Raw genomic sequence first — 23025 nt, 5'->3', positions numbered from 1 at the left:
AGGTCTTCATCCTATTTACTCACAAAATGGGCCGACTAATACACCCGATGAATGATATCTTCGAAATCGGGTTCTTTCATCTCTACATCTTCAATCTCACCCCAGTGCTCCAACTGTTTCAGAATGTCCATTGTGCTCCATTCCTTCCGGTTCACTTCCACGGTGACAATCTGCCCTTCCACTCCTGTAATGTGTATCGCGGACGACACAACATCCGGGATGTGAAAAGCTCCTCGGAACGTTACCCGTATCAACGTAGGCAGTCCGATGGTTTCGCGAAGTGATGAGATCGTGCCGTCATATGTCAGTTGACCATGGTTAATCACCATGACCCGGCTGCATAACTGCTCAATGTCGTCCATGTCATGTGTGGTCAGCAAAATTGTTTTGCCAAACACCTCATTTAATGTACGTAAAAATTGACGAATATTCCGCTTTGCGTTCACATCCAGTCCAATTGTTGGTTCATCGAGAAAAAGCAGTTCGGGATCATGCAGCATGGAAGCTGCGAGATCCGCACGCATGCGTTGTCCAAGTGAGAGCTTACGGACAGGCGTGGCCCAGAACGATTCAAGGTCCAGCAGCTCGGCGAACTGGGACAGCCGTTTCTTTTTATCCTCGGCACGGACGCCGTACATCTCGGCCAGAATATCATATGAATCTTTCACGGGCAGATCCCACCAGAGCTGACTGCGCTGTCCAAATACAACGCCCAGTCGACTAACGGTTCTGCGCCTGTCCTGATGCGGATTCATACCGTCAAGCCTTACCTCACCCGAGGTTGGGTGCAGGATACCTGTCAGCATTTTGATCGTGGTAGACTTGCCAGCCCCGTTTGGACCGATGTAACCCACAAACTCACCTGGGCCGATATCAAAACTGATATCGCGTACCGCTTCCTTGGACACATACTCACGTGAAAATAACGTACGTAACCCAGAGAAACGTCCTTCGCGAATAACAGGGGTCTTGAATTCCTTTTGCAGATGCCGTGCTGTGATCATATTCATGATTCGTTTCCGCCTCCTTAGCTACCTGTACTTTGATATTTGGTCATGCCGAATTGCCAGAAACGCAGACTTGCAGCCAAGCTCAGTACGGCAACCGCAGCAACAGCAACAAGAATCCACGCTCCTCCTTCACCACGTAGCAGGTAGAGTGACGGAATGTAGTTGACGAATCCCACGGGAATCACCGTTAGCAGAATGCCAGACATCCATTTGGGATATAACGTTAGCGGATATTGGGCAGCCGTTCGTGCGGCATCTTCAGTGATCGTCTGTAATTCCTCGATACGTGTGGTCCAGAATCCGAGTGTGGCAGTAGCGAGTCCGATGGAAAAAAGAATGACTGCGCCCGTCAGGATAATGAGCAGGGAGAAGGGAATGGCAGTCCAGCCGATCTGTCCGCTGTGCATCATGCCTGCCAATGACCAGCAGAGAATGAACCCGCCTTGCAGGACTTCCCCAGCCATGATGCGGAAGTTTTGCGGCAGCAGTGCCAGCAATACGGGCATGGGACGTGTTAACAGTTGATCAAGCTCACCATTGACCAGATATTTTTCCAGATGATGAACTTCGTTTCCGAATGTTCGATACAGTGTTTTGGATAACGTCATGATGGCAAAGAGATAACCGATCTCATGGAGGGACCAGCCTTTAATGGCTCCGAATTTGTGCAGCACCAGAGCAACCATCAGAAACTCGGAGATCTGAATTAAAGCGGCCAGTACGGACGCCATGATGAAATTGAACTTGTATTGCATCCGGCTGCGGATGCTTGTTCGAATCAGCATTTTATATAAATTGAACCAGGAAGTTCGCTTCATCCGCCTTGTACCTCCACTTTACGACGTAACACTTGGGTAATCGCAAGACAGATCAACGTCATAAAGACGCACCAAAGCAAGGTTCCCCATAACAAGGAGCCATCTTCGAAACCAAGATAGATTCGGGTAGGTACATAGAGCAGGAAAGGGTAGGGTGATATCCAGGCAAGTTGTTCAAGCCAGTTCGGTAGCCATTCCAGCGGAATGAAAAAACCAGCCAGCAGATTCATCATCGCGTGATTGCCCCAGTGAAGCCAGGAGGACTCCGTGGTCCACATCGACGTGGCACCAATAATGTAGTTCATACAGATGGACAAGTATGCGGCGCCGGCAAGACCAAGTGCGGCATAACCAAATGTTGAAACGTCTGAGGGCCAATGTAGGGAAAAGACAATGGAGAAGAGCAGGTAGATCGGAATACTTTTGTACACGAACTGGTAGGCAATCTGCCCCCATTCGCGTGCCATCAGGTGGGTGAACAGATGAACAGGCCTCATCAGGTCCAGTGCGATCTGCCCTGTCCTGACGGATAAGGGAATACCCAATCCATTCGTGAGAAAACCTGAGATCCAGAGAGAGGATTGCGTGAACGCAATGTAACTAATCATCCCCTGTGTCCCGTATTCTCCGAGATTATGGTCGGCCCCGATGCCGATCCAGAGGCAGGCATACATGTAACCAAACATGGCGCTTGCCAAGTTATGTACCATGTGTGCCCCGCGGTATTGCAGATTCCGGGAGTAGGCTTTGGAAGCCAGAGTGAAATAAAGCATGTGACACCTCCGATAAGTGGATTGAACGGCGTTTCCGTTCACTTCAGTCAAGGCGAAAAAGAGAGAAGGACAACAGCATACCAATTTATTCCTTCACAGGCAAGACATTTTTTTAGCTAATAATGGTATTAATAGGGGTGTTCATGATTGCGCCACAAGACAACGGTCTGTACGTTCATTTATAATTGAGAGGTAGTATCGCAAACGTTTACAATGTGAAATATTCAAATTTTAAATAAACCGCCGGGCTTGTGCCTGACGATTGAGGATACAGAACGAACAATCCGGCAAGAGAGAAGGATGTCATGAAGAAAATTGCATGGGTCACCGATAGTACCAGTACACTGGATCCCGTTTTTGCGGAGCAAAATCATATCTACATCGTACCGCTGCGCATCGTATTTGGAGAGGAATGTTACCGGGAAACCGATGACATTACATCTGAAATGTTCTATGAGAAACTTGCGGAGGCTTCACGTGCGAGCAGTTCGCAGCCACCCATTGGCGAATTCATTGAACTGTATGAGTCGCTCAAAGACAAGTACGATGAGATTATTACGATTCATTGCTCTACAGAGCTTAGCGGAACGCTGCATACGTCTATGCAGGCTGCAGAGATTGCAGGAGTGACGGTGACCGCAATTGATTCAAAGGCAGGTGCTTATCCTCACCGTGAGATGATTATGCAAGGACTGGAATGGCAGAAGCAGGGATGTTCAGCTGCCGAGATCAAAGTAAACATTGAACAGATGATTGATAACATGTCCTTTTACCTCATACCGGCCAGTCTTCAACATCTTCATCGCAGTGGACGGGTGTCCGGCACACAGCTGATCATCAGTCAACTGCTTAAGATCCATCTGCTGCTTCGATTTGAAGAAGGTAAAGTGGTTGTGAATGAGAAGATTCGCACGTTCAAGCGGACGAAAGATCGCATGCTGGATATGCTCAAGCTGGATATGGAAAAAGTAAAGCATGTGTGCATTATGCACGCGAACAATCAGGAAGAAGCCATTACAATTAAAAAACAAATTGCAGCTCTGCTGCCTAGATTAAAGACCGAAATCATGCCGTTTATCCCTGTGGTGAGTATCCATGCAGGTGCAGGAACCATTGGACTGTGTTGGATTCACAGTGAGAACGGATATAGAGAATAGAAGCACCAGCATTTATTTACAGACACTCATAGACCTGGCAGGAAACACACTTGATGTCAAAGTGTTGCTCCTGTCAGGTTTTTTCGTATGTCATTGCCAATTCAAACAAACTGTGAGGTAATAAAGAAAATGTTCATGTGGGAGGGAAACATGTGTTAAGTCACCGCTTGTTGCTTGTTGAAGATGATCGTTCAATTAGTGAGATGGTCGGGCCATACTTGGAAAAAGAGGGCTACGACGTCACTTATGCATATGACGGCTTAGAGGCAGAACATCAGTTCAGCCAGTCACAACCGGGGTATGATCTGGTTATTCTGGATCTGATGCTGCCCCGCAAAAGTGGGATGGATGTGCTGCAAACCATTCGGGCAGTCAGTCTGGTGCCTGTGCTCATTCTGTCTGCGAAGGATGGGGAGGTGGACAAAGCGTTAGGTCTGGGCTTCGGCGCAGATGATTACTTGAGCAAACCTTTCTCGTTAATCGAACTGACTGCCCGCATCAAAGCTGCGATTCGCCGCGCCAATTATACCACTCCGCCTGTGGCTGAAGCGGCTAAAGATCAACGTATTCACATTGGAGGACTCGTAGTTGACATGGAGACGTACGAGGTGGAACGTGAAGGTACACCCGTCAAGCTGACATCCAAGGAATTTGGCATCCTGAAGCTGTTCGTTACCCATCCTGGCAAAGTGTTCACGAAGGCTCAGATCTACGCTTCCGTCTGGAACGATCATTATTATGGAGACGAAAATATCATTAACGTACATATGCGTCGTCTGCGTGAGAAACTGGAGGTAGATCCTTCGGCTCCCCAGTATATCAAGACACTCTGGGGCATCGGGTATAAGCTGGAGGCGGAGCAGGGATGACACTGATTTTTGCCATCACAACGGGTATTCTGGCCATTGCCTTCATTGTATTGTGGTTGAAATTCCGGAAACGCAGTCAACACTTGACCTATATTCATCAGAAAATATCCGATATTTTGGATCAAGGCACCTTTGAGCGCTTGCTTGTATTCAATAGTGATGACCAAGTCAGTCAGCTTCTGAAAGACATGAACCAGCTGCTGGATCATGCGCACCGCGCTAAGGCCGGTTATGCGAATCAGGAGAAGGAGATGCGTAACATGCTCTCCAACATTTCACATGATCTGAAAACGCCACTCACGGTGGTGCTGGGTTATAGTGAGACCCTACTGCACAGCCCATCATTAACCGATCAGGAACGGAAGATTATGACGGAGAAAATACAAGATAAGGCGCAGGAAGTGCTGCGTTTGATCCATTCCTTTTTTGATCTGGCAAAGCTGGAATCTGGAGACACGGAGTTAGTGCTTAGTCGAGTGAATATAAGCGAATTATGCCGGTTGAAGATGCTTTCCTTTTATGAAATGTTGACGAATCTGGGGTTGCACGTGGAGCTGGAGATACCTGATGGTGATATCTTCGTGCAAGCGAATGAAGAAGCATTGGACCGTGTGCTGGATAATCTCATTACTAATGGAATGAAATACGGGGCAGAGGGTAAGGTACTGGGACTTTCACTTGATCATTCAATAGGTGGACCTGTGACGCTACTGATCTGGGACCAGGGAAAAGGAATTCCTGAGAGCGAGCATAGTCGTGTGTTTGAACGCATGTATACACTGGAGGATTCCCGCAATCGACTCTATCAAGGCAGTGGCCTGGGTCTGACCATTACGAAACGGCTAGTTGAGCGGATGGGTGGAAGTATTCACTTGCATAGTGTGCCACATCAACGGACTGTATTCTCGGTTACCTTTAAGACTTGGTAGACCCTGCATTGGCATGTCCGGTCAGACTTAAGGTTTTTGTAAGATTTGATTAATAAAAAAGAAGACTTTTCTCTTTACAATATAGATATAGGAACCCGGACAGGGGACGTAAAGGAGAACAAGGACGATGAATTATATCGCACGAACAATAGATGTGACCAAAGTATATGAAGGGGTGGAGGTTGTATCCAACGTCAATATGAATATTAAGCAAGGTGAGATCTATGGATTCCTCGGTCCGAATGGTGCTGGTAAAACAACCATCATGAAGATGCTCACCAATCTCGTCAAACCAACCACAGGGGAGATTGAACTGTTTGGGGAGAAGCTTACGCCGACCTCTTATGAAGCGCTGAAGCGAATGGGCAGCATTATTGAATATCCTTTTTTCTACGATAGACTGTCTGCTCGCGAGAATCTGGAACTTCACTGTGAATACATGGGGTTTCACAACAAAAAGATCATCGACAATACGATGGAAATGGTAGGGCTGAAGGATACGGGCAAGAAACCGGTCAAGGACTTCTCCTTGGGCATGAAGCAAAGGCTGGGACTGGCTCGTGCACTTATAACTACACCTGAACTGCTCATTCTGGATGAACCGATCAACGGATTAGATCCGGTAGGGATCCGGGAAATGCGAGATTTGTTCAAGCGCCTTAGTAATGAGTATCGCATTACCCTGCTGGTCTCCAGTCACATTCTTGGCGAGATAGAGCAGATTGCGGACACAGTTGGTGTTATTCGCGGCGGTCGCTTGGTGGAGGAAGTATCGATGGAGAGCATTCGTGGAAGTCAAAATGAGTACATTGAGTTACAGGCGGTGGATATCCGCAAAGCGACCTATGTCATTGAACACCAGCTTGGTTTGAGTAATTATAAACTGGTTGATGACCAAACGTTACGCATCTATGATCCGGGAATCATTCCATCGGAATTAACCACCAAGCTGATTCAGCATGGCATTGAGATCGAATCGATATCCAAACGGGCTCATTCCCTGGAAGAACACTTCATGAAGCTTGTGAAAGGGGATGAAGACGTTGCTTAAACTAATCAAACTTGAGATGCGGAAGCACCGTTTTGCACGTAATTTTGCAGGTGCAGGTATTGCCAGTATAGCCATTCTTCTTTTCCTGATCATGATTGGATTCGTGGATGTGGGAGCAGAAGATTATGCCTATGCCGATTACCAGACCGCCTTTATGATTATCGATACGTTTGTGAGAGCGACCTTTATCATATTTGCAGGAGCTTTATTATCCAAGCTGGTGATCAGTGAGTATAGAAATAAAACGATGAATGTCATGTTCACCTATCCCATCCAGCGTCATAAAATCATTGCTGCCAAATTGATTATCGTGTTTGGTTTTACATTTGTAATGATTATGGTTACCGACCTGTTGATGGGTTCACTGCTGTTGATTGTTAATCAATTCTACTCCTTCATTCCTGAATCACTGAGCAATCGGGATATGTTGGGACTTCTGGTGAAGTACAGTATCAGTTCTTTATCGGCTGCGTGTATGGCACTCATTCCCCTATTCTTCGGTATGCGTAAGCATTCTGTTACAGCGACAATGGTCTCGTCCATTTTGCTAGTTTCGATTGTCTGCTCCGGATTCAACGGGTCGGAAGTTTCCATTCATTCGCTTATTATTATCCCTCTGACCCTTGGAGCAATAGGGATATGGATTGCTTCGATGTCCATGGTTCGTCTGGAGACAAAAGATGTGAACTGAATCATTCGGAAAACCATGCTCTGTATGGCTTCAGATGCCATTGACATCCGCTCGTACAAGGGATAGGATAATGTCAACTGAGACACGAAGGAGAATGCAACTACCATGACGATTCCAAAAACATTAACAATAGCTGGTTCGGACACGAGCGGCGGTGCAGGTATTCAAGCTGATTTGAAAACTTTTCAGGAGCTGGGTGTGTATGGCATGACCGTACTGACTACGGTTGTGGCAATGGAACCCGAAACATGGGATCACCAGGTCTTTCCTGTTGAATTAAATGTAGTTGAAGCACAGCTTCGCACTGTTCTGGACGGCATCGGTTTTGATGCCATGAAGACAGGTATGCTCGGTTCTGTAGATATTATTGAACTGGTAGCAAAACATATTCGCCGCAGCGGTCTGCCACAGATCGTTATCGATCCGGTAATGGTCTGCAAAGGTACAGATGAAGTACTGCAACCGGAAAATACGGAAGCGATGATCGAATTCCTGTTGCCAGGTGCCGATCTGGTTACACCTAATTTGTTCGAAGCATCCCAACTGGCGAAGAGTGGACCGATTCGCTCCAAGGAACAGATGGAAGCAGCGGCAGCAGCAATTCATGCCCATGGCTCGAAACATGTCCTGATTAAGGACAGAGGTGTCATTAGCCCGGGTAAAGCAATGGATCTACTCTATGATGGAACCAACTACGAATGGTTTGAAGCCGATGTTGTCGGCTCCGGATATACGCATGGTGCGGGCTGCACAACGTCTGCGGCGATTACCGCAGGATTGGCTCGTGGTCTTTCAGTGAAAGAGGCTGTTCGTGAAGGTAAAGCCTTCGTGACCAAAGCGATTGCTGGCGGATTCCCGCTGAACCGTTTTGTTGGTCCGACACTGCATGTGGCACACCGTCTGGAGCAACAACGTTAAGTGTTGCCAGGGAGCGCGCAGTAGCGCATCAATTCTGGATAACACACTTCGATTTCATTCAAGTAGCTGTCAATGAGCAGGAGCTTGCTCGTTGATGGCTTCTTTTTTATGCGAATTTTTATAAAAATTAGTAACTTTTGGCTTATATTAATCGTATATATCATGGGAGCATTCCAAAACGTATGGACACATGAACGACACATGGAATAGGTATGTTATCATCAGAAATCTAAAAAGGAGAGTCGGCCATGATCAGAACAGTGCTTCTGGTGGAAGATGAAAGCCGCATTCGTGAGATTGTGGCCGATTATTTCATAAAAGAACAATGGAACGTCATAGAAGCAGAACATGGAGTACAGGCATTAGAACTGTTGGCTCTGCATGAGGTGGATCTGGTTATTCTGGATGTTTTGATGCCTGAAATGGATGGATGGACGTTATGTGGGCATATTCGATCCCAATCCACCGTACCTATTATCATGCTGACTGCACGGTCTGAGGATGACGATAAAATTCATGGATTTCAGCTGGGCGTAGACGATTACGTTACCAAGCCGTTTAGTCCACGTGTGCTGGTTGCACGTGCAGAGACATTAATGAAGCGTGTTGAAGGTGCATTTGGACGAGAGCAGGGTGTGATTCGCTTCGGACAGGTAACCCTTGATCCATGGGCCAGACGCCTGGAGAAGGACGGAATTGAAGTGGAACTTGCACCAAAGGAATATGATCTTTTGCTTTATTTGGTACGTAATGCAGGCATTGTGTTGTCCCGGGATGCCATTTTGAATCGGATCTGGGGATTTGATTTTGAAGGGGACTCACGTGTTGTAGATACTCACATCAAGAAGTTGCGCAGCAAATTGGGTGATGAAGCCAGGTGTATCCGGACGGTGATTGGTACTGGATATCGTTTCGAGGCAGAAGCATGAGAAGAAATGGCGTAACGATGAAGCTTTTCCTGGTCATGGCAGGATGTCTGGTTCTTCTATATGGGACGACGGTTTTTGCCCAGTTGGTCTGGTTCCCCGACTTCTATCAGCATCAAAAGGTCAGCAGTATGAAGAAAAAGCTGTCCAAGTTCGAACAGCAATATTCCAATGGACACTGGAGTGATTTACAGCTAGCCAAGGAGACCGGGAAGTTCATGCGTCAGAATCAGTCACATCTGGTCATTCTGACGAATACCGGAAGACTGGTTAATGACCCGTTCCACATTACGTTGCTTCAAGAAGATGGAAGTCACGTAAAGGTGTCCTTGTCCTTGTTTATCAATAGTGAGAATGCTGGCTGGATTACATCCCATCTGAAATATGGGCAAGAACTGACGGTGAGAGGTCCGGCCAGCGAGTCCATGGTCTATCCATTCAAAATTCAGGATGCCACTTCTGCCGCATGGGGAACAGAAAGCTTTCAGGAATCAATTGAACCGGTAAAGGAATGGTCCGGGGTATTAACCGAGGTAGTTCTTCCCAATCTGGCAACGTGGAGTCAGAGGCAGGGACTGCTGGTGCAAGCACTGGATAGCCGGTTCCCGTTGTCCACCGAAGACCAACTGGCCTTGGCGAATGGCAAAATGCTCAATGAAGAATGGATGGATAGCTGGAGCGGTGTTCGCAATGTCATCACCATTGCTCCAGTGCATCGTTCCGGACCCGAGCAGCAACTGATCTTCTCGCTCACCTCTCTACAGGAGATGAGGGAAGCGAATGAGGCAACACGTTTGTTCTATGCGTATTTTGGCATAGGGGCATTTATATTGATTCTGTTGCTGGCGTTACTCCTGTCCCGAATTGTAACGAAGCCGCTCTTGGCCTTGAACCATGTCGCGAAGAAAATGTCTACGCTGGATTTCACGGTGAAATCACCCATCCGGCGTAATGATGAAATCGGCAGTTTGTCTAACAGCCTCAATGCCTTATCGGGAACCTTGGGTCAGACACTGGAAGAGCTGAGGCAGGCCAACACGCAGATGCGTACAGATATGGAAATGAAGCAGGAGATTGAACAGCGTCAGCGCAAGTTTTTTGCCGATGCATCACATGAACTTAAGACACCAATCAGCATTATTAAGGGATATTCTGAAGGGCTGAAGGATGGCGTGAGTGAGAGCAAACGGGAGCGTTACATTGAGATCATTGCCGATGAGGCGATCAAAATGGAAACGATGGTTGAAGAGATGCTGGATCTGGTGCGACTGGAATCCTCAGCGGTTCAATTGAATACGGATGCTGTTGCACTGGCTGACATGATTGAAGATATCGCCGGCCGTCTGGGTCCGCAACTGAAGGACAAAGGATTGGATGTGGTGCTTGTATCCACAACAGAACAGACGGTTGAGGGTGACCGAAGCAAGCTGGAGCAAGTTATTTTCAATATCATGATGAATGCTATACGTCATGCGATACCACATACCGATATAACTATTGAGATCAGCAGGCGTGAAGGTTTTGTCCATATTTCTATTGAAAACAAGGGCGAGCACATTGCTGAAGCTGAGCGGCAGTATATATGGGAGAGGTTCTATCGGGTAGAGCGCTCACGTAATCGTAAAATGGGGGGGACCGGGCTTGGTCTGGCCATTGCGAAGCAGATTCTTGATCTGCATGGGTGCAGTTATGGAGTGGAGAATACACCGGATGGAGTCCGTTTTTATATTATTTTTCCTAAAGCCTAGTACGAAAGGGAGTCAACTCTTATGAAGTCTTTACCATCGATTTTAACCTTGGGGAATCTGAGTTCAGGCATGCTGGCAGTCATTATGGCTATTCATGGTGAATTTGCCCTGGCTGTGATGATGATATGGGTAGCGATGTTCTTTGATCTGTTTGACGGATTTGCGGCTCGTAAATTGCATTGTGAGGGTGAGTTCGGCAAGTCCCTGGACTCGCTTGCGGATGTAGTTTCATTCGGAACAGCCCCTGTGCTGATTCTGTACTTGAATTCCATGATTGAAGTGAGTGTGCTGGGGATGGCCCTGACTGCATTGTTTCCGGTTTGCGGTGCTTTGCGTCTGGCCCGTTATAACTGTCAGAAGACACCAAGCAGTGGTTTTGTCGGGATGCCAATTACATTTGCGGGAGGTCTGATGTCCTTTTTCGCACTCTGGAGTCCTTATTTCACACATGGTGTAGCTTATCTTGTCATTATTGTATTATCCGGTCTCATGGTGAGCCAAATCCGATTCCCGTCTCTAAAACAAGTGCTAGCCTCACATGAGAAGGATATTGTGGAACCGAAATAAGGAGCGAGTCAGTATGGAATTTGCAAAAGAATTTATTGGTCAATATGGTTATTTCGCAATATACGGACTACTGGCTCTTGGCGTTATTGGCATGCCGATTCCGGATGAGGTGATGATGACTTTTGTCGGTTATCTCGCCTCCATCTCGGTATTGAATTACTCCGTATCCATCGCCGTCAGTTTCGGTGGCGCTTTTACCGGAGGGCTGCTTAGCTACATGATTGGCAAGAAAGCGGGCAGGCCGCTGGTTGAAAAATACGGCAAGTGGGTCGGCGTGAATGCCAAACGATTCAGCAGGGTGGAGTCGTGGTTCCTCAAATATGGGTATTGGTCCATCATCCTGGGTTACTTCATTCCAGGTATTCGTCATCTGATGTGCTGTTTCTCCGGTATTAGCAAGATGGCAATGGGCAGGTACGTTCTCGTATCGGGCATTGGTGCATTTGTATGGTGTGTTGTCTTTATCTCGATTGGTTTTTATGTTGGCGTGTTAACTTAAAATGGGACAGCCTGTTGGAACAACAGGCAAGGATGGAAGACCTCTTGAGTGTAAGGTGGTCTTTTTTTGTTTTTCTATATATGGCTGGAGACCTCATTCTAAGAAATTTAATCGACTACAAGTAACTTACCCTTGGAACTGTAGGCTAGCCCGCAAGCTATTTCAAGTAAATTCAAGCTCAGAGCTATTCCTCCGAGCAATTCTCCATGTAACTCGTTAGTGACCCAAGTATCTGATACTCCAGTATCTAAAGTGGTTCGCAATTAGGTAACTCCAAAAGTTTCGATGTCATTTCCAAAATTCTAACGAACTCAGGTGAGCTTATTATCGAGATAACAGGCATGTTGGAATTCTAACGAATCTCAGCAATCTTATTTCACGAAAAGGCCCGAAAAAGTGCCCTCATCTACTCCATATCATCACAATAAGGTATCCTGAGTTCGTTAAAAAATGGATATGTACCATATCGACGAAATAGAGTGTCTCATGTTCGTAAGATATACGTTCGATATCGTCGAGTGCCACTAGCGACATGTAATACTTGTTGATCAATCAGGCTGTGAAGAACTCTTCGAGCATGCTGATCCGTGATTCGCAGGTGCGTTGCTAGTTCCGAGGGGGCGAATGGACGGATGATGCGTCTGGCATAACGTACAGTCTCGGCTTCAAGCCAATTTAAGGATGTCGGAACGTCCGTAGCAATGAATTTTCCCATAAAAGAGAGCACAAGCTGTTGGCACCGTTTCGGTTCGTCTTTAATGGAGAGATAAGCGATCGGCAGAAAAATCCAATCTTCAAGCGTTAGCAGACAATGCCGCCAGCATAAATCTTTAAAACGCCGTACATCCAGATCACGGGCATGTGGCCCGTATCCTTGGATTTCAATACCTCCCTTAACGCCGTTACCTGGCATGTATGCAAGATCCAGATATCGATAGCCGTTATGAAAGTCACGTACCTCGCATTCGGGTTGCAGATGGTTAAAGTTTTTCATCACCGGAAACCAGACTGAACGCAAAAATTCCAATGTACTATGTTCAAGTCCATTTTCTAGTCTGGACAGCACTCCGGGGTTGGTTTCCTTATCCAAAAGGGAGTGCATCCAAACTTTGTAAGCCTCGTCAAAATCAATGCTCATCATCTTCATCTCCTCTAAAAAAATAAACGAACGTTAACGGGGCTTCAGGTCGTTATGTAAAAACACAAAAAAAGCCGCTCTGACCATTTCCAACCTTCGCGTTGAAGGGGAGAATGGATCAAAGCGGCGTGTGCTTCACGACCGATATATTACATTTCTAGATCAAGTATAGCTTTAAATACGGAATGATTTCAATACTTTACCCGTTCAAATAGGATTCCTCAATCCCTTTTTCAACTTGCTTTTCCCCTTTTTTGCGTGCAAAGGTGATTTTGAGGAGTGGCGGAGTGACCAGTGTAGTAACAATAACCATGATCACAACGCTGGTAAAGTACTCCGAATCGAGCAATCCTGAAGCAAGCCCCGTTGAAGCGATAATCAGAGCAACTTCCCCTCTGGAGATCATGCCTGCCCCGATAGCCAGCGAAGAGGAACGGTTGAATCCCGTCAGTCGTGCACCGGCTCCTCCACCAATAAGTTTGGTTACAATAGCGATGATACTGATAACAACAATGAACCAAATTTGTGAACCCACACCATCAAAGGTGACATTTAAGCCGATACTAACAAAGAATACCGGGACAAAAATTCCGTAAGCAATCGGCTCGATTTTAGTTTCAACCTCATGTTTGAAGTTAGTTTGGGAGATGGCGATACCAGCGGCAAATGCTCCAATAATTCCAGCAACACCCATCCACTCTGCAAAGTAGGAGAAGCCAAAACAAATAATCAGTCCCGCAGTAATGACGGTCTCCGTTACCTTCAGTGGTGCCATCCACTTCATGATGCGTGGAACAAGGAACCAGCTGGCAGCGATAATAATAACAAAGAATAACAGCTTCTTGCCAATAAGCAGAGAAATCGAAGTGTCTCCTCCACCTGTGCCGAGCAAGCTCATCATGACGGCGAGCAGAACCACGACGAGCACATCATCCACAACGGCTGCACCCAGGATGGTGGTACCCTCCCGTGAACTCAGCTGATTCATATCCTTCAACGTCTGAACTGAGATACTGACGGAAGTAGCACAGAATAAAAGTCCAAAGAACAGCGCGTGTGTCTGTGACATACCAAATGCTATGGCCGAACCGTATCCCCCGACAAAAGGTAAAATAACACCACCGACGGCCACAGCAAAGGCCGCCTTCCAGTTTTTCTTCAACTGCTCCAGATCCGTTTCCAATCCGGCGATGAACATCAACAACAGTACCCCGATCTCAGCCATATAATGTACGAAATCACTTTGCTGAACCCAACCGAGCAGGGCAGGGCCGAGGATGACACCCACAATCAGTTTCCCCAGAACCGATGGCTGACCCAATCTTACGGATAGATCACCAGCAAGTTTGGTAAAGATTAAAATAAGTGCAAGAACCAAAATAAATTCCATAGGTGTTCTTCCCTCCAGTAATAGCGTCTATAGGTTAACCAACCCAAGGGCGATCCATTCTCCGTTTTAAACAGATAAAAAGGCACAGAACGGCATCTGGAAAAGTGCCGTTCTGTGCCTGAAAAAGACAAAGAGGGGCCCTTGGTGACAGGCTCCTCCAGTTTCAACGCGTATGTGATTAATTGCATTAATTATACCACAAATGTGGACTCGGGTAAATGGGAGCCGGTTTGAATTTGATTGAAAAAGGCCGTAAAGGGGCATTTTATAGGGGAGTGCAGCGGTTTTTGTTCAGAGTGTTGTCACTTAACAGCCCGGAATTGCCGAGATATAATGATATAGAACATAGAAGTTAGGATATGAGGAGGATTTTGCATTGGGCAAAAATAACAAAGGGGAGCCGAACATTCCATCCCCGACGAGTAATAAAAATTTCGCAGGCATCATTATCACGATTTCCATTCTCGCTAATGTCATTATTTTATTATTGTTCTTCGCACCGTCGATTGGTTACAAAGGTGATGTAACCTTTGATATTACGGTGTTGCCGCGGTTTAATGCCGTGTTTAACAGCTTTACCTTCATCTTCCTGCTCGCAGCGCTTATTGCTATTATCAAGCGAAATGTGAAGCTGCACAAACGATTTATTCTTGCTGCATTCTCAACAACACTGTTATTCCTCGTGACCTATCTGACGTTTCATTACCTCTCACCAGAGACGTCCAAATACGGCGGCGAGGGCATCATTCGTTCGATCTATTTCTTCATTCTGATTACCCATAGTATACTGGCAGCCCTCATTGTCCCATTGGCGTTGTTCACACTTGTGTGGGGTTGGACGAATCAATTAAAGAAACACCGCAAAATTGCGCGTTGGACGATGCCAATCTGGCTGTACGTCAGTTCTACAGGTGTCGTAGTATACCTGATGATGGCACCATATTATTAATGTGATGAACGTTTCACTGTGCTAATTAGTTTGACTTGCGGGTAATGTTTCCATGGAAGGAGGGTTCACTTTTATGTACAGAGTTGTTTTGATTCGCCATGGACAGAGCATGTGGAATGTAGAGAATCGTTTTACCGGATGGACAGACGTGGATCTGACGACGGATGGTTACTCCGAAGCTCGTAAAGCAGGGAAGATCATGAAGGAACAGGGATTTGATTTTGATTACGCCTATGCATCCGTGCTGAAACGTTCTATCCGGACACTCGATATTGCGCTGGATGAAATGGACCTCATGTGGATTCCCATTACGAAGACTTGGAAGCTGAATGAACGCCATTATGGTGCGCTGCAAGGACTGAATAAACAGCAGACTGCTCTGAAGTATGGGGAAGACCAAGTAAAGGAATGGAGACGATCCGTTAACGTATCTCCCCCCGCACTGGAAGAAACCGATGACCGATATGTGCAGGATCTGGACAAGTACAAGCGGCTCGGATGTACCATCCCTTTTACGGAGAACCTGATGGATACCTCGAAGCGTGTACTGGAGTACTGGAATGCGGAGATTAAACCGATGGTGTCTGCTGGCAAAAGAGTGCTGATCTCTGCGCATGGTAACACGCTCCGTTCACTCGTCATGCATCTGGACCAATTGTCCGAAGCAGACGTGATGGCGCTCAATATCCCGACAGGCATTCCGCTTGTCTACGAATTGGATGAAGATCTGCATCCCATCGGACACTTTTATCTGACCGCCGATGGTTCGACCTACAAACATGAAGAAATGACCCATGTCGCAACGCCGTCCGATTAATTGGATGGTGAACGTCTAAGCCTCAACAGAGCAAGTGAAAGATGACCGCTGAATTGAATTCGGAGGTCATCTTTTTTTCTGCGATCAAGCCTGTACTTCGTTTCGTTTTGCTCCCACAGGGTAATTGTCAAACAAGACACGATGTACATTTATCCTGAAGGAGGAGAAGCACATGTCTAAAAGAAGAGGAATTATCATGACGGCTATCGGCGCAGGTGTGACTTATCTGATGAGGAACAAACAAGCAAGAGATAAGCTGTTTAGCACTGTCTCGGGTATGATGAAAAGCTCCAATTCGTCCAATGGAACAAGTAAAACCAGACCACGTGTGGAAGTGAAATAGATTGCGATAGTTCGTTTATCGCTTGATTTTAAATGATGATCATGAGAAACCTGGAGATGAAGTCGTTCCAGGTTTTTTTGTGCAGTTGAAAACTACCTTTTGTTTCCGTGAGGCATGCGATTTTTGGCAGCAAGAATGATACAATGGATACTTGCAGAACGTATGGAGGGAGATGCACATATGAAGAAAAATCGTCTGGGTACATCTGAACTGATGGTGTCTGAGATTGGGCTGGGATGTATGTCACTTGGAACTGAAATGGAGCACGCTGTGGGCCTGGTTCATGAGGCTCTGGATCATGGGGTCAATCTGCTGGATACAGCCGATCTGTACGACGCAGGGCGTAATGAAGAGATTGTAGGACAAGCTATTAAAGGGCGTCGGGACCAAGTCATTGTGGCAACCAAAGTAGGTAATCGTCGTATCCCCGGCAATGAGGGCTGGTCGTGGGACCCGTCCAAAGCCTACATTAAGCAGGCTGTACATGAAAGCCTGAAGCGGTTGCAGACTGATTACATCGATCTGTATCAGCTGCATGGCGGGACCTTGGACGACCCCATCGAAGAGACGATCGAAGCGTTTGAGGAACTGAAGAAGGAAGGACTTATCCGATATTACGGAATTTCCTCCATTCGTCCCAATGTGATTCGGGAGTATGTAAAGAGGGCATCCATCGTCAGTGTGATGAACCAGTACAGCATTGCTGACCGCAGAGCGGAAGAAGAAGTGCTGCCTTTATTGGAACAAAAGGGGATCAGCGTAATTGCCCGTGGGCCCGTAGCTAGCGGTGTGCTTGCCGATTCCGGATCTGCCAAGGCAGACAAAGGTTATCTGGACTATACGCCAGAGCAACTATATACCATTCGGCAAGGGCTAAGTCGTCTTGTTACAGACCAACGCAGTATGGCTCAGACGGCTATTCGTTACGCGTTATCCCATCCTGCCGTAGCAGCTGTTGTCCCTGGTGCCAGTTCAAGAGAACAGTTACTGCACAATATTGCAGCTTCGAATTCGCCTGAACTCACCGCTGCGGAAATTCAGGAAATACGAGAGCTCAGTCCCGCTAATCTGTACAAGCAGCATCGTTAACTCTATTAAGCCTATTTTCAATTGTAACTATACGAGGTACAATGAAGATCAGCCAAAAAAGGAACATATAAGGGAGAGAAGACATATGGAAAGAATTCAAAGTGAACAACAGTATTTGGATACAATTAACTCTGATGGTTTTACCGTCATTAAATTTGATACAACCTGGTGTCCGGATTGCAAAAACCTGGATCGTTTTATCGGGGATGTTATCGATCAACATACGGATAAAACCTTCTATGCCCTGGATGCAGAGAAGTTCCAGCCGTTTGCCGAAGAGAACGGTGTACGCGGCATTCCAAGCCTGCTCGTCTTCCAGAACGGCAAGAAAATTGCACATCTGCATAGCAAATGGGCTAAAACACCTGCTCAAATCTCCGAGTATCTGGAGACGCTTGAATCCAAAGTTTAAGCGTACGAAGGCTCAGCAGTTTGGTTAATTAACTTAGCTAAGGAGACCTCTTCTTGTCCTGCGACAGGAAGGGGTTTTCCTGGTTCATTCCAGCATGCATGATGTGCATTCAAATGTGCATTCGAAAAACTGAAGTTGAGAAACAACGCTTGTTTAGAATTTGTTCAGTGCTCCCATGTATACTGTGAGAACAAACTGAATATTTGGAGTGAACAAGTTCCGTATGAAGAATGAAATTTTTGAAGAAATGCACCAATTAAGTCACAATGATGACCGGAGATATCGATTGTTGATGATTGGAGTGAAACAACTGCTGCAGGAACAAAAGGAGAATAGATATAATCTGCGTGAGAGATTGAAGAGTCGAAAGAAACTCCGGAACATTCAAGTAAAAGAGTGGTACTAGCCAGACTGCTTTTCAGAAGTGAACATAAATATGAATGTCCATGATACATAGTAAACCTATTCGGTATCACTGATGATCCAACTCAGCAAAGAAGGAAGTAATGAAGAGTTAGACTTCTTCTAATTACAGATATTCCTGTCTCTGAAGCAGCAACAGAATCGTGAAGCAACAGAAACATCGCCCAGAATATAAAATATGGCGGCCTCGCTTCCCAAGGGAATGTGAGGCCGCCATTGATTTTGCCTGTCTAATTACTTGAATTGTAATGCTTACATCAAAATAATAAAGAACACGGCTGCCAAGACAAAGCGATACACAGCAAAGACGGTCAGGCTCAATTTTTTCAAAATGGACAGGAACGTCTTGATCGCAAGCATGGCGACGATGAAAGCAGCGATGAATCCAATCGCAAAGATTGGGAAATCACTGCCGTTCAGGTGATCGATACTTTTGTACAGGTCATATCCCGTAGCACCAATCATAATTGGCACAGACACGAGGAATGTGAACTCCGCAGCGGCTACACGGCTTACCCCTGCAAAGAGACCGCCTGAGATCGTTGACCCGGAACGAGAGAAGCCTGGCCACAATGCCAAGATCTGAAATATACCCACCGCGAATGCCTGTTTGTAGGAAATATCATCGACATCATGGGTAGTAATCCGCCCACTCTTACGGCTCCAGCGTTCGGCCACGATCATTAATATACCACCTATAACGAGGCTGTACAGCACTGTTTCCGGACCAAACAAATGTGCTTTGATCCAGTCGCGGAATACAAGTCCGATGACTACGGCAGGAACCATCGCCAGGAAGATATGTCCCAGATTGAGGCGGCGGGAGTAAGGTCTGCTCCCTCCGGTGAAGCGGAACATATCAATGAATTTGTTCCAGTACAGTACAACAACAGCAAGTACAGCTCCGAGTTGAACAACCACCTCAAACGTTTTGACTGACTCGTTGTCCTCCGATAAACCCAGCAAGTGGGCAGTCAGAATCATGTGTCCAGTAGAGGACACGGGCAAAAACTCAGTCAAACCCTCGATGATGCCCATAATAATGGATGATATAATGTCCAATTCTCTTCCTCCTTGAAATGCAGGTGACAGCACAGGCTGTCCTGCTTGACCATGCCTGTTCATTTGAACAAGGCTATCACCTATTATGATCACAAATGCACTCAACTTCAACTTATGCTTGTAACCATTTGTTTAAAACTATATTGACAAAAACCTAGTTATCCCATAGGATATAACTTAACTGACTGACTGATCAATCGGGAGGGTTACGTGAATGACCAAAATCAACGGTTTGGAACCCGGTGAAGAACGCCGGGACCAAATAATACGCATAGCGATGGAGCGTTTTGCAACCCAAGGCTACCATCAGACGAAAATTTCCGATATCGTCCGCGAGGCTGGTGTGGCGCAAGGGACGTTCTACTGGCACTTCAAGAGTAAAGAAGCCATTGCTTCGGAGATTGTCTTAACGGGCAAGGAGGAGTTGCTTGAGGCGATTGGACAAGGGTACCGCAAGGATGCCGGATCGGTAGAGGATATGGTGAAAGCATCGGAAAGGCTGTTCACCGACATGTTTTCTTTTGCTGCAAAGAACCGTTATTTTATGGAACTGTTGCTCAAAGGTATCGTGACGGAAGAATCCGTACAACGCCTGGTCGAGGAGACACGTAATGCTGTCGAAACGGCGTTTCGTCACAATATGGAACGTGCCATCGAACTCGGCATGTTGCCTAAGGGCATGGATGTACCGCTTCGAGCAGCACTACTGGTAAGCATGATTGAAGGCATGATATCACGCTGGTTGTTCGGTTCCGATGAGTTGCACAGCAAGTTCTCAGCCATGACAGCTTCATCGCTGGCAGCTGAGGCAGCAAGCTTTGAGTTTTACGGACTGCTAGGCACATAAGATTCACATGATTAAACAAATAGCAGGGAATAATGGGTACAACTGCGGTTTAGTCACAATAAAGTAACCAAATGTACACCCAGATTAATACACGACTGAGAGGAAGTTAACGTAATGAACAAAACATATGGATCGAAAACTCGTAAAGGCTGGTCTTTGACAGCAATTCTGCTGATGACCGTGCTGGTACTTAGTGCTTGTGGAAGTAAGGCAACAGATGGTGGAAGCACAAATGGTGCACAGGCAAGCAATGAACTGGAGCAGATCAAGTCTGCTGGCGTTATCAAAGTGGGCATGATGGGCACATACGCACCGTACAACTTCCTGAACGATAAGAAAGAAATGGACGGCTACGATGCCGATATCGCACGTGAAGTTGCGAAGCGTCTGGGTGTAGAGGTTGAGTTTGTATCCCAAGAGTTCTCCGGTCTTACACCAAGTCTGCAAGCGAAGAAGCTTGATGCCATTATCAGCCAAATGACGATTACCGATGATCGTAAGAAAGTACTGGATTTCAGTGATCCGTATATTACGAACCAAGTTAAAATTATTGTAAAAGAAGACAATAACGATATTACCAAGCTGGAAGACTTCAAAGGAAAAACGATTGGCGTAGGTCTGGGTACAAATGATGAATCATATCTGCGTAATGAAGTGTTGCCAAAAGTGGGAGACTTCACGATCAAAACTTATGACGATGTCATCTCTTCACTCAAAGACCTGAATGCTGGGCGGATTGACGCAACAATTAACAATATGTATGCTCTGAAACCGATTGTGGATGCCAACGGATTGAATATCAAAGCTGTAGGTGAAGCTATTAAGAGTGACCAGGCAGGTATTGCTGTTCGCAAAGACAATCCGGAACTCGTAGCAGCACTGAATGATGCTCTCAAAGGCATGAAAGATGATGGCACGTACAATACCATTTTCAAAAAATGGTTTGGTGAAGAGCCTGCGCAATAATGAACCTGCAAGGCGAAGGGAAGATTTGACCCATGGAACTGGTATTTGAGAATATCCCCTTCTTTCTGAAGGGGGCTTACTATACGCTGTATGTAACTGTGATCTCCATGTTTTTTGCGTTCATCATCGGGGTGCTTGTTGCGATTGCTCGTCTGAAGGGACCGATGTGGCTTAGGTTGATCGCAAGGTTTTATGTATCCATCATGCGGGGAACCCCGCTGCTGGTGCAATTATTCGTTATTTATTACGGATTGGTCGATTATGGAGTGACCTTGGGATCACTCACGGCTGCCTGTTTGGGACTGAGTCTGAACGCAGGTGCATTTCTCTCAGAGACCTTCCGTGGAGCTATTCAGGCTGTACCAAAAGGACAGACAGAAGCTGCATATGCAACGGGAATGACCCCGGCTCAAGCAATGAGACGGATTATCTTCCCGCAGGCTGTGCGTATTGCCATCCCGCCGATGGGTAACACCTTTATTGGCATGTTGAAGGAAACATCACTTGTGGCGGCCATCGGTGTTACCGAGTTGTTGCGTTCAGCACAGCTGCTGGTATCACAATATGCATTGAACATGCCATTTTATCTGGCCATCGGTGTGATCTACTGGATTATGAGTATCGGCTTCTCGGCCATTCTGGAACAAGTGGAGCGCCGGTTGGCCCGGGCTTACTGATAGGAGGAGAGAACCGATGATTACAACAACTGGACTTACCAAACGTTTTCAGAAAAATGAAGTACTTACGAACATCGATCTTCATGTCGATGCCAAAGATATTGTTGTATTGCTCGGACCGAGTGGCTCCGGCAAGAGTACCTTACTGCGCTGCCTGAATGGACTGGAAGAGTTGTCTGGAGGACAGATTGAAGTGAACGGTGTTGTGGTTAACAGCGCAGATCCGTTGCGAGTCCAGCGTGCCCGGGTACTGGAGATTCGTCGCCAGACCGGCATGGTATTCCAGCAGTTCAATCTGTATCCGCACAAGACAGTGCTGGGCAATGTGATGGAAGGTCTCGTTACGGTGAAAAAAATTAAGCGTGACGAAGCGGCTGAACGCGGTCGGATTCTGTTAGATCGGGTGGGCTTGTCGGACAAGCAGGATGCGTATCCATCCCGATTATCCGGTGGACAACAGCAGCGGGTCGCCATTGCACGTGCACTTGCAATGGAGCCGGAAGTGATGCTGTTTGATGAGCCCACTTCAGCTCTTGATCCTGAGTTGGTCGGAGAGGTGCTTTCCGTCATGAAGGAGCTGGCAGAGGAAGGCATGACGATGCTGGTCGTGACGCATGAATTGAAGTTTGCCCGTAATGTGGCGAACAAAATCGTCTTTATGGCGGATGGATCAATTGTGGAAGAGGCGAGTCCACAGGCGTTCTTTGAACATCCAACGCAAGAGCGCACCCGCCGTTTCTTGCAACAAATTACTGAATTTTGATAAAGATAACAGCAATCGGAAGAACGAACGTACCCGGAGCGGGTATTTAAGGTCGTGAACGATATCAGTTCAACTAAACTTTTTGCACAAGAACGGAGAGGACAGAAGAAACCTGAAGAAGCGGAGCGTGCGCCTTTATCTCCTGATTTTCCCCTTGAAGAAGGGAATCAAAAAAATCTGGGGATAACAGCGA

At 46.6% G+C, this 23025-nt stretch carries 26 protein-coding genes; 20 read left to right on the top strand and 6 right to left on the bottom strand.

The window, feature by feature from the left end; all coding sequences use genetic code 11:
- Window positions 1–35: 35 nt before the first annotated feature.
- The 3 genes from NZ043_RS05010 to NZ043_RS05000 are packed head-to-tail and all read right to left on the bottom strand — an operon-like array spanning window position 36 to window position 2601.
- On the bottom strand, window positions 36–1004 hold the full coding sequence (locus NZ043_RS05010; RefSeq protein ID WP_249913255.1) for an ATP-binding cassette domain-containing protein: 969 nt from the start codon (window positions 1002–1004) through the stop codon (window positions 36–38).
- A 23-nt stretch (window positions 1005–1027) separates the two neighbouring features.
- Window positions 1028–1828, bottom strand: coding sequence for an ABC-2 family transporter protein (locus NZ043_RS05005; RefSeq protein ID WP_105601914.1), 801 nt, complete (start codon window positions 1826–1828; stop codon window positions 1028–1030).
- Window positions 1825–2601 (bottom strand): ABC-2 family transporter protein, encoded by a 777-nt coding sequence (locus NZ043_RS05000; RefSeq protein ID WP_249913209.1) that lies wholly within the window; start codon window positions 2599–2601, stop codon window positions 1825–1827. Before NZ043_RS05000 ends, NZ043_RS05005 begins: the two co-directional genes overlap by 4 nt.
- A gap of 305 nt (window positions 2602–2906) precedes the next feature.
- Here NZ043_RS05000 and NZ043_RS04995 point away from each other — a divergent pair, with 305 nt between their 5' ends.
- The 10 genes from NZ043_RS04995 to NZ043_RS04950 all read left to right on the top strand — a co-directional run bounded on the left by NZ043_RS04995 (window position 2907) and on the right by NZ043_RS04950 (window position 11956).
- The gene (locus NZ043_RS04995) at window positions 2907–3758 is read left to right on the top strand and encodes a DegV family protein (RefSeq protein WP_133387181.1); all 852 of its coding nucleotides are present in this window, start codon (window positions 2907–2909) and stop codon (window positions 3756–3758) included.
- Between the two features lie 152 nt (window positions 3759–3910).
- Window positions 3911–4627, top strand: a complete 717-nt coding sequence (locus NZ043_RS04990) for a response regulator transcription factor (RefSeq protein WP_339310852.1) — start codon at window positions 3911–3913, stop codon at window positions 4625–4627.
- Window positions 4624–5556, top strand: coding sequence for a sensor histidine kinase (locus NZ043_RS04985; protein ID WP_249913208.1), 933 nt, complete (start codon window positions 4624–4626; stop codon window positions 5554–5556). The genes NZ043_RS04990 and NZ043_RS04985 overlap by 4 nt, the downstream gene beginning before the upstream one ends.
- Window positions 5557–5683: 127 nt before the next feature.
- A complete protein-coding gene (locus NZ043_RS04980) occupies window positions 5684–6607 on the top strand; it encodes an ABC transporter ATP-binding protein (RefSeq protein WP_249913207.1) in 924 nt (307 codons plus the stop codon).
- The gene (locus NZ043_RS04975) at window positions 6600–7298 is read left to right on the top strand and encodes an ABC transporter permease (RefSeq protein ID WP_339310849.1); all 699 of its coding nucleotides are present in this window, start codon (window positions 6600–6602) and stop codon (window positions 7296–7298) included. The genes NZ043_RS04980 and NZ043_RS04975 overlap by 8 nt, the downstream gene beginning before the upstream one ends.
- A 105-nt stretch (window positions 7299–7403) precedes the next feature.
- On the top strand, window positions 7404–8216 hold the full coding sequence (thiD, locus tag NZ043_RS04970) for a bifunctional hydroxymethylpyrimidine kinase/phosphomethylpyrimidine kinase (protein ID WP_017692191.1): 813 nt from the start codon (window positions 7404–7406) through the stop codon (window positions 8214–8216).
- Between the two features lie 248 nt (window positions 8217–8464).
- On the top strand, window positions 8465–9145 hold the full coding sequence (locus NZ043_RS04965) for a response regulator transcription factor (RefSeq protein ID WP_105601904.1): 681 nt from the start codon (window positions 8465–8467) through the stop codon (window positions 9143–9145).
- Complete coding sequence (locus NZ043_RS04960) at window positions 9142–10890, top strand: HAMP domain-containing sensor histidine kinase (protein ID WP_091038487.1); 1749 nt, start codon at window positions 9142–9144, stop codon at window positions 10888–10890. The genes NZ043_RS04965 and NZ043_RS04960 overlap by 4 nt, the downstream gene beginning before the upstream one ends.
- Window positions 10891–10911: 21 nt before the next feature.
- Window positions 10912–11457: a CDP-diacylglycerol--serine O-phosphatidyltransferase gene (gene pssA / locus NZ043_RS04955; RefSeq protein ID WP_091038489.1), complete on the top strand. Its 546-nt coding sequence runs from the start codon at window positions 10912–10914 to the stop codon at window positions 11455–11457.
- A 13-nt stretch (window positions 11458–11470) separates the two neighbouring features.
- A complete protein-coding gene (locus NZ043_RS04950) occupies window positions 11471–11956 on the top strand; it encodes a DedA family protein (protein ID WP_062836407.1) in 486 nt (161 codons plus the stop codon).
- Window positions 11957–12440: 484 nt separating this feature from the next.
- On the opposite strand, the gene NZ043_RS04945 is transcribed toward NZ043_RS04950, so the two are convergent.
- Together NZ043_RS04945 and NZ043_RS04940 are read right to left on the bottom strand one after the other, a co-directional pair.
- Entirely contained in the window at window positions 12441–13094 is a 654-nt protein-coding gene (locus NZ043_RS04945) for a transcriptional regulator (protein ID WP_339312660.1), read from the bottom strand.
- A gap of 199 nt (window positions 13095–13293) precedes the next feature.
- The gene (locus NZ043_RS04940) at window positions 13294–14484 is read right to left on the bottom strand and encodes a cation:proton antiporter (RefSeq protein ID WP_289390406.1); all 1191 of its coding nucleotides are present in this window, start codon (window positions 14482–14484) and stop codon (window positions 13294–13296) included.
- 376 nt (window positions 14485–14860) lie between these two features.
- On the opposite strand from NZ043_RS04940, the gene NZ043_RS04935 reads away from it, so the two are divergent.
- From NZ043_RS04935 to NZ043_RS04910, 6 genes are all read left to right on the top strand, one after another.
- Window positions 14861–15433: a DUF420 domain-containing protein gene (locus tag NZ043_RS04935; protein WP_017692198.1), complete on the top strand. Its 573-nt coding sequence runs from the start codon at window positions 14861–14863 to the stop codon at window positions 15431–15433.
- Window positions 15434–15506: 73 nt separating this feature from the next.
- On the top strand, window positions 15507–16250 hold the full coding sequence (gpmA, locus tag NZ043_RS04930) for a 2,3-diphosphoglycerate-dependent phosphoglycerate mutase (protein ID WP_249913203.1): 744 nt from the start codon (window positions 15507–15509) through the stop codon (window positions 16248–16250).
- A gap of 172 nt (window positions 16251–16422) precedes the next feature.
- Entirely contained in the window at window positions 16423–16593 is a 171-nt protein-coding gene (locus NZ043_RS04925) for a hypothetical protein (RefSeq protein WP_176873103.1), read from the top strand.
- Window positions 16594–16773: 180 nt separating this feature from the next.
- The gene (locus NZ043_RS04920; protein ID WP_339310844.1) at window positions 16774–17682 is read left to right on the top strand and encodes an aldo/keto reductase; all 909 of its coding nucleotides are present in this window, start codon (window positions 16774–16776) and stop codon (window positions 17680–17682) included.
- A gap of 85 nt (window positions 17683–17767) precedes the next feature.
- A complete protein-coding gene (locus NZ043_RS04915; protein WP_017692202.1) occupies window positions 17768–18094 on the top strand; it encodes a thioredoxin family protein in 327 nt (108 codons plus the stop codon).
- 223 nt (window positions 18095–18317) lie between these two features.
- On the top strand, window positions 18318–18500 hold the full coding sequence (locus tag NZ043_RS04910; protein WP_091038496.1) for a hypothetical protein: 183 nt from the start codon (window positions 18318–18320) through the stop codon (window positions 18498–18500).
- Between the two features lie 269 nt (window positions 18501–18769).
- On the opposite strand, the gene NZ043_RS04905 is transcribed toward NZ043_RS04910, so the two are convergent.
- On the bottom strand, window positions 18770–19555 hold the full coding sequence (locus NZ043_RS04905) for an undecaprenyl-diphosphate phosphatase (protein ID WP_047841678.1): 786 nt from the start codon (window positions 19553–19555) through the stop codon (window positions 18770–18772).
- A gap of 238 nt (window positions 19556–19793) precedes the next feature.
- On the opposite strand from NZ043_RS04905, the gene NZ043_RS04900 reads away from it, so the two are divergent.
- The 4 genes from NZ043_RS04900 to NZ043_RS04885 all read left to right on the top strand — a co-directional run bounded on the left by NZ043_RS04900 (window position 19794) and on the right by NZ043_RS04885 (window position 22832).
- Window positions 19794–20426, top strand: a complete 633-nt coding sequence (locus NZ043_RS04900; RefSeq protein WP_091038498.1) for a TetR/AcrR family transcriptional regulator — start codon at window positions 19794–19796, stop codon at window positions 20424–20426.
- 114 nt (window positions 20427–20540) lie between these two features.
- Window positions 20541–21392, top strand: coding sequence for a transporter substrate-binding domain-containing protein (locus tag NZ043_RS04895; RefSeq protein ID WP_091038500.1), 852 nt, complete (start codon window positions 20541–20543; stop codon window positions 21390–21392).
- A gap of 32 nt (window positions 21393–21424) precedes the next feature.
- On the top strand, window positions 21425–22069 hold the full coding sequence (locus NZ043_RS04890; protein WP_017692207.1) for an amino acid ABC transporter permease: 645 nt from the start codon (window positions 21425–21427) through the stop codon (window positions 22067–22069).
- 16 nt (window positions 22070–22085) lie between these two features.
- Window positions 22086–22832 (top strand): amino acid ABC transporter ATP-binding protein, encoded by a 747-nt coding sequence (locus NZ043_RS04885; protein WP_133387173.1) that lies wholly within the window; start codon window positions 22086–22088, stop codon window positions 22830–22832.
- Window positions 22833–23025: the final 193 nt, after the last annotated feature.

This window comes from Paenibacillus sp. FSL k6-2145, assembly GCF_037976585.1.
Taxonomy (GTDB): Bacteria; Bacillota; Bacilli; order Paenibacillales; family Paenibacillaceae; genus Paenibacillus.
The sequence above is the reverse complement of the archived record's forward strand: the minus strand, read 5'-3'. Positions and strand labels throughout refer to the sequence as shown.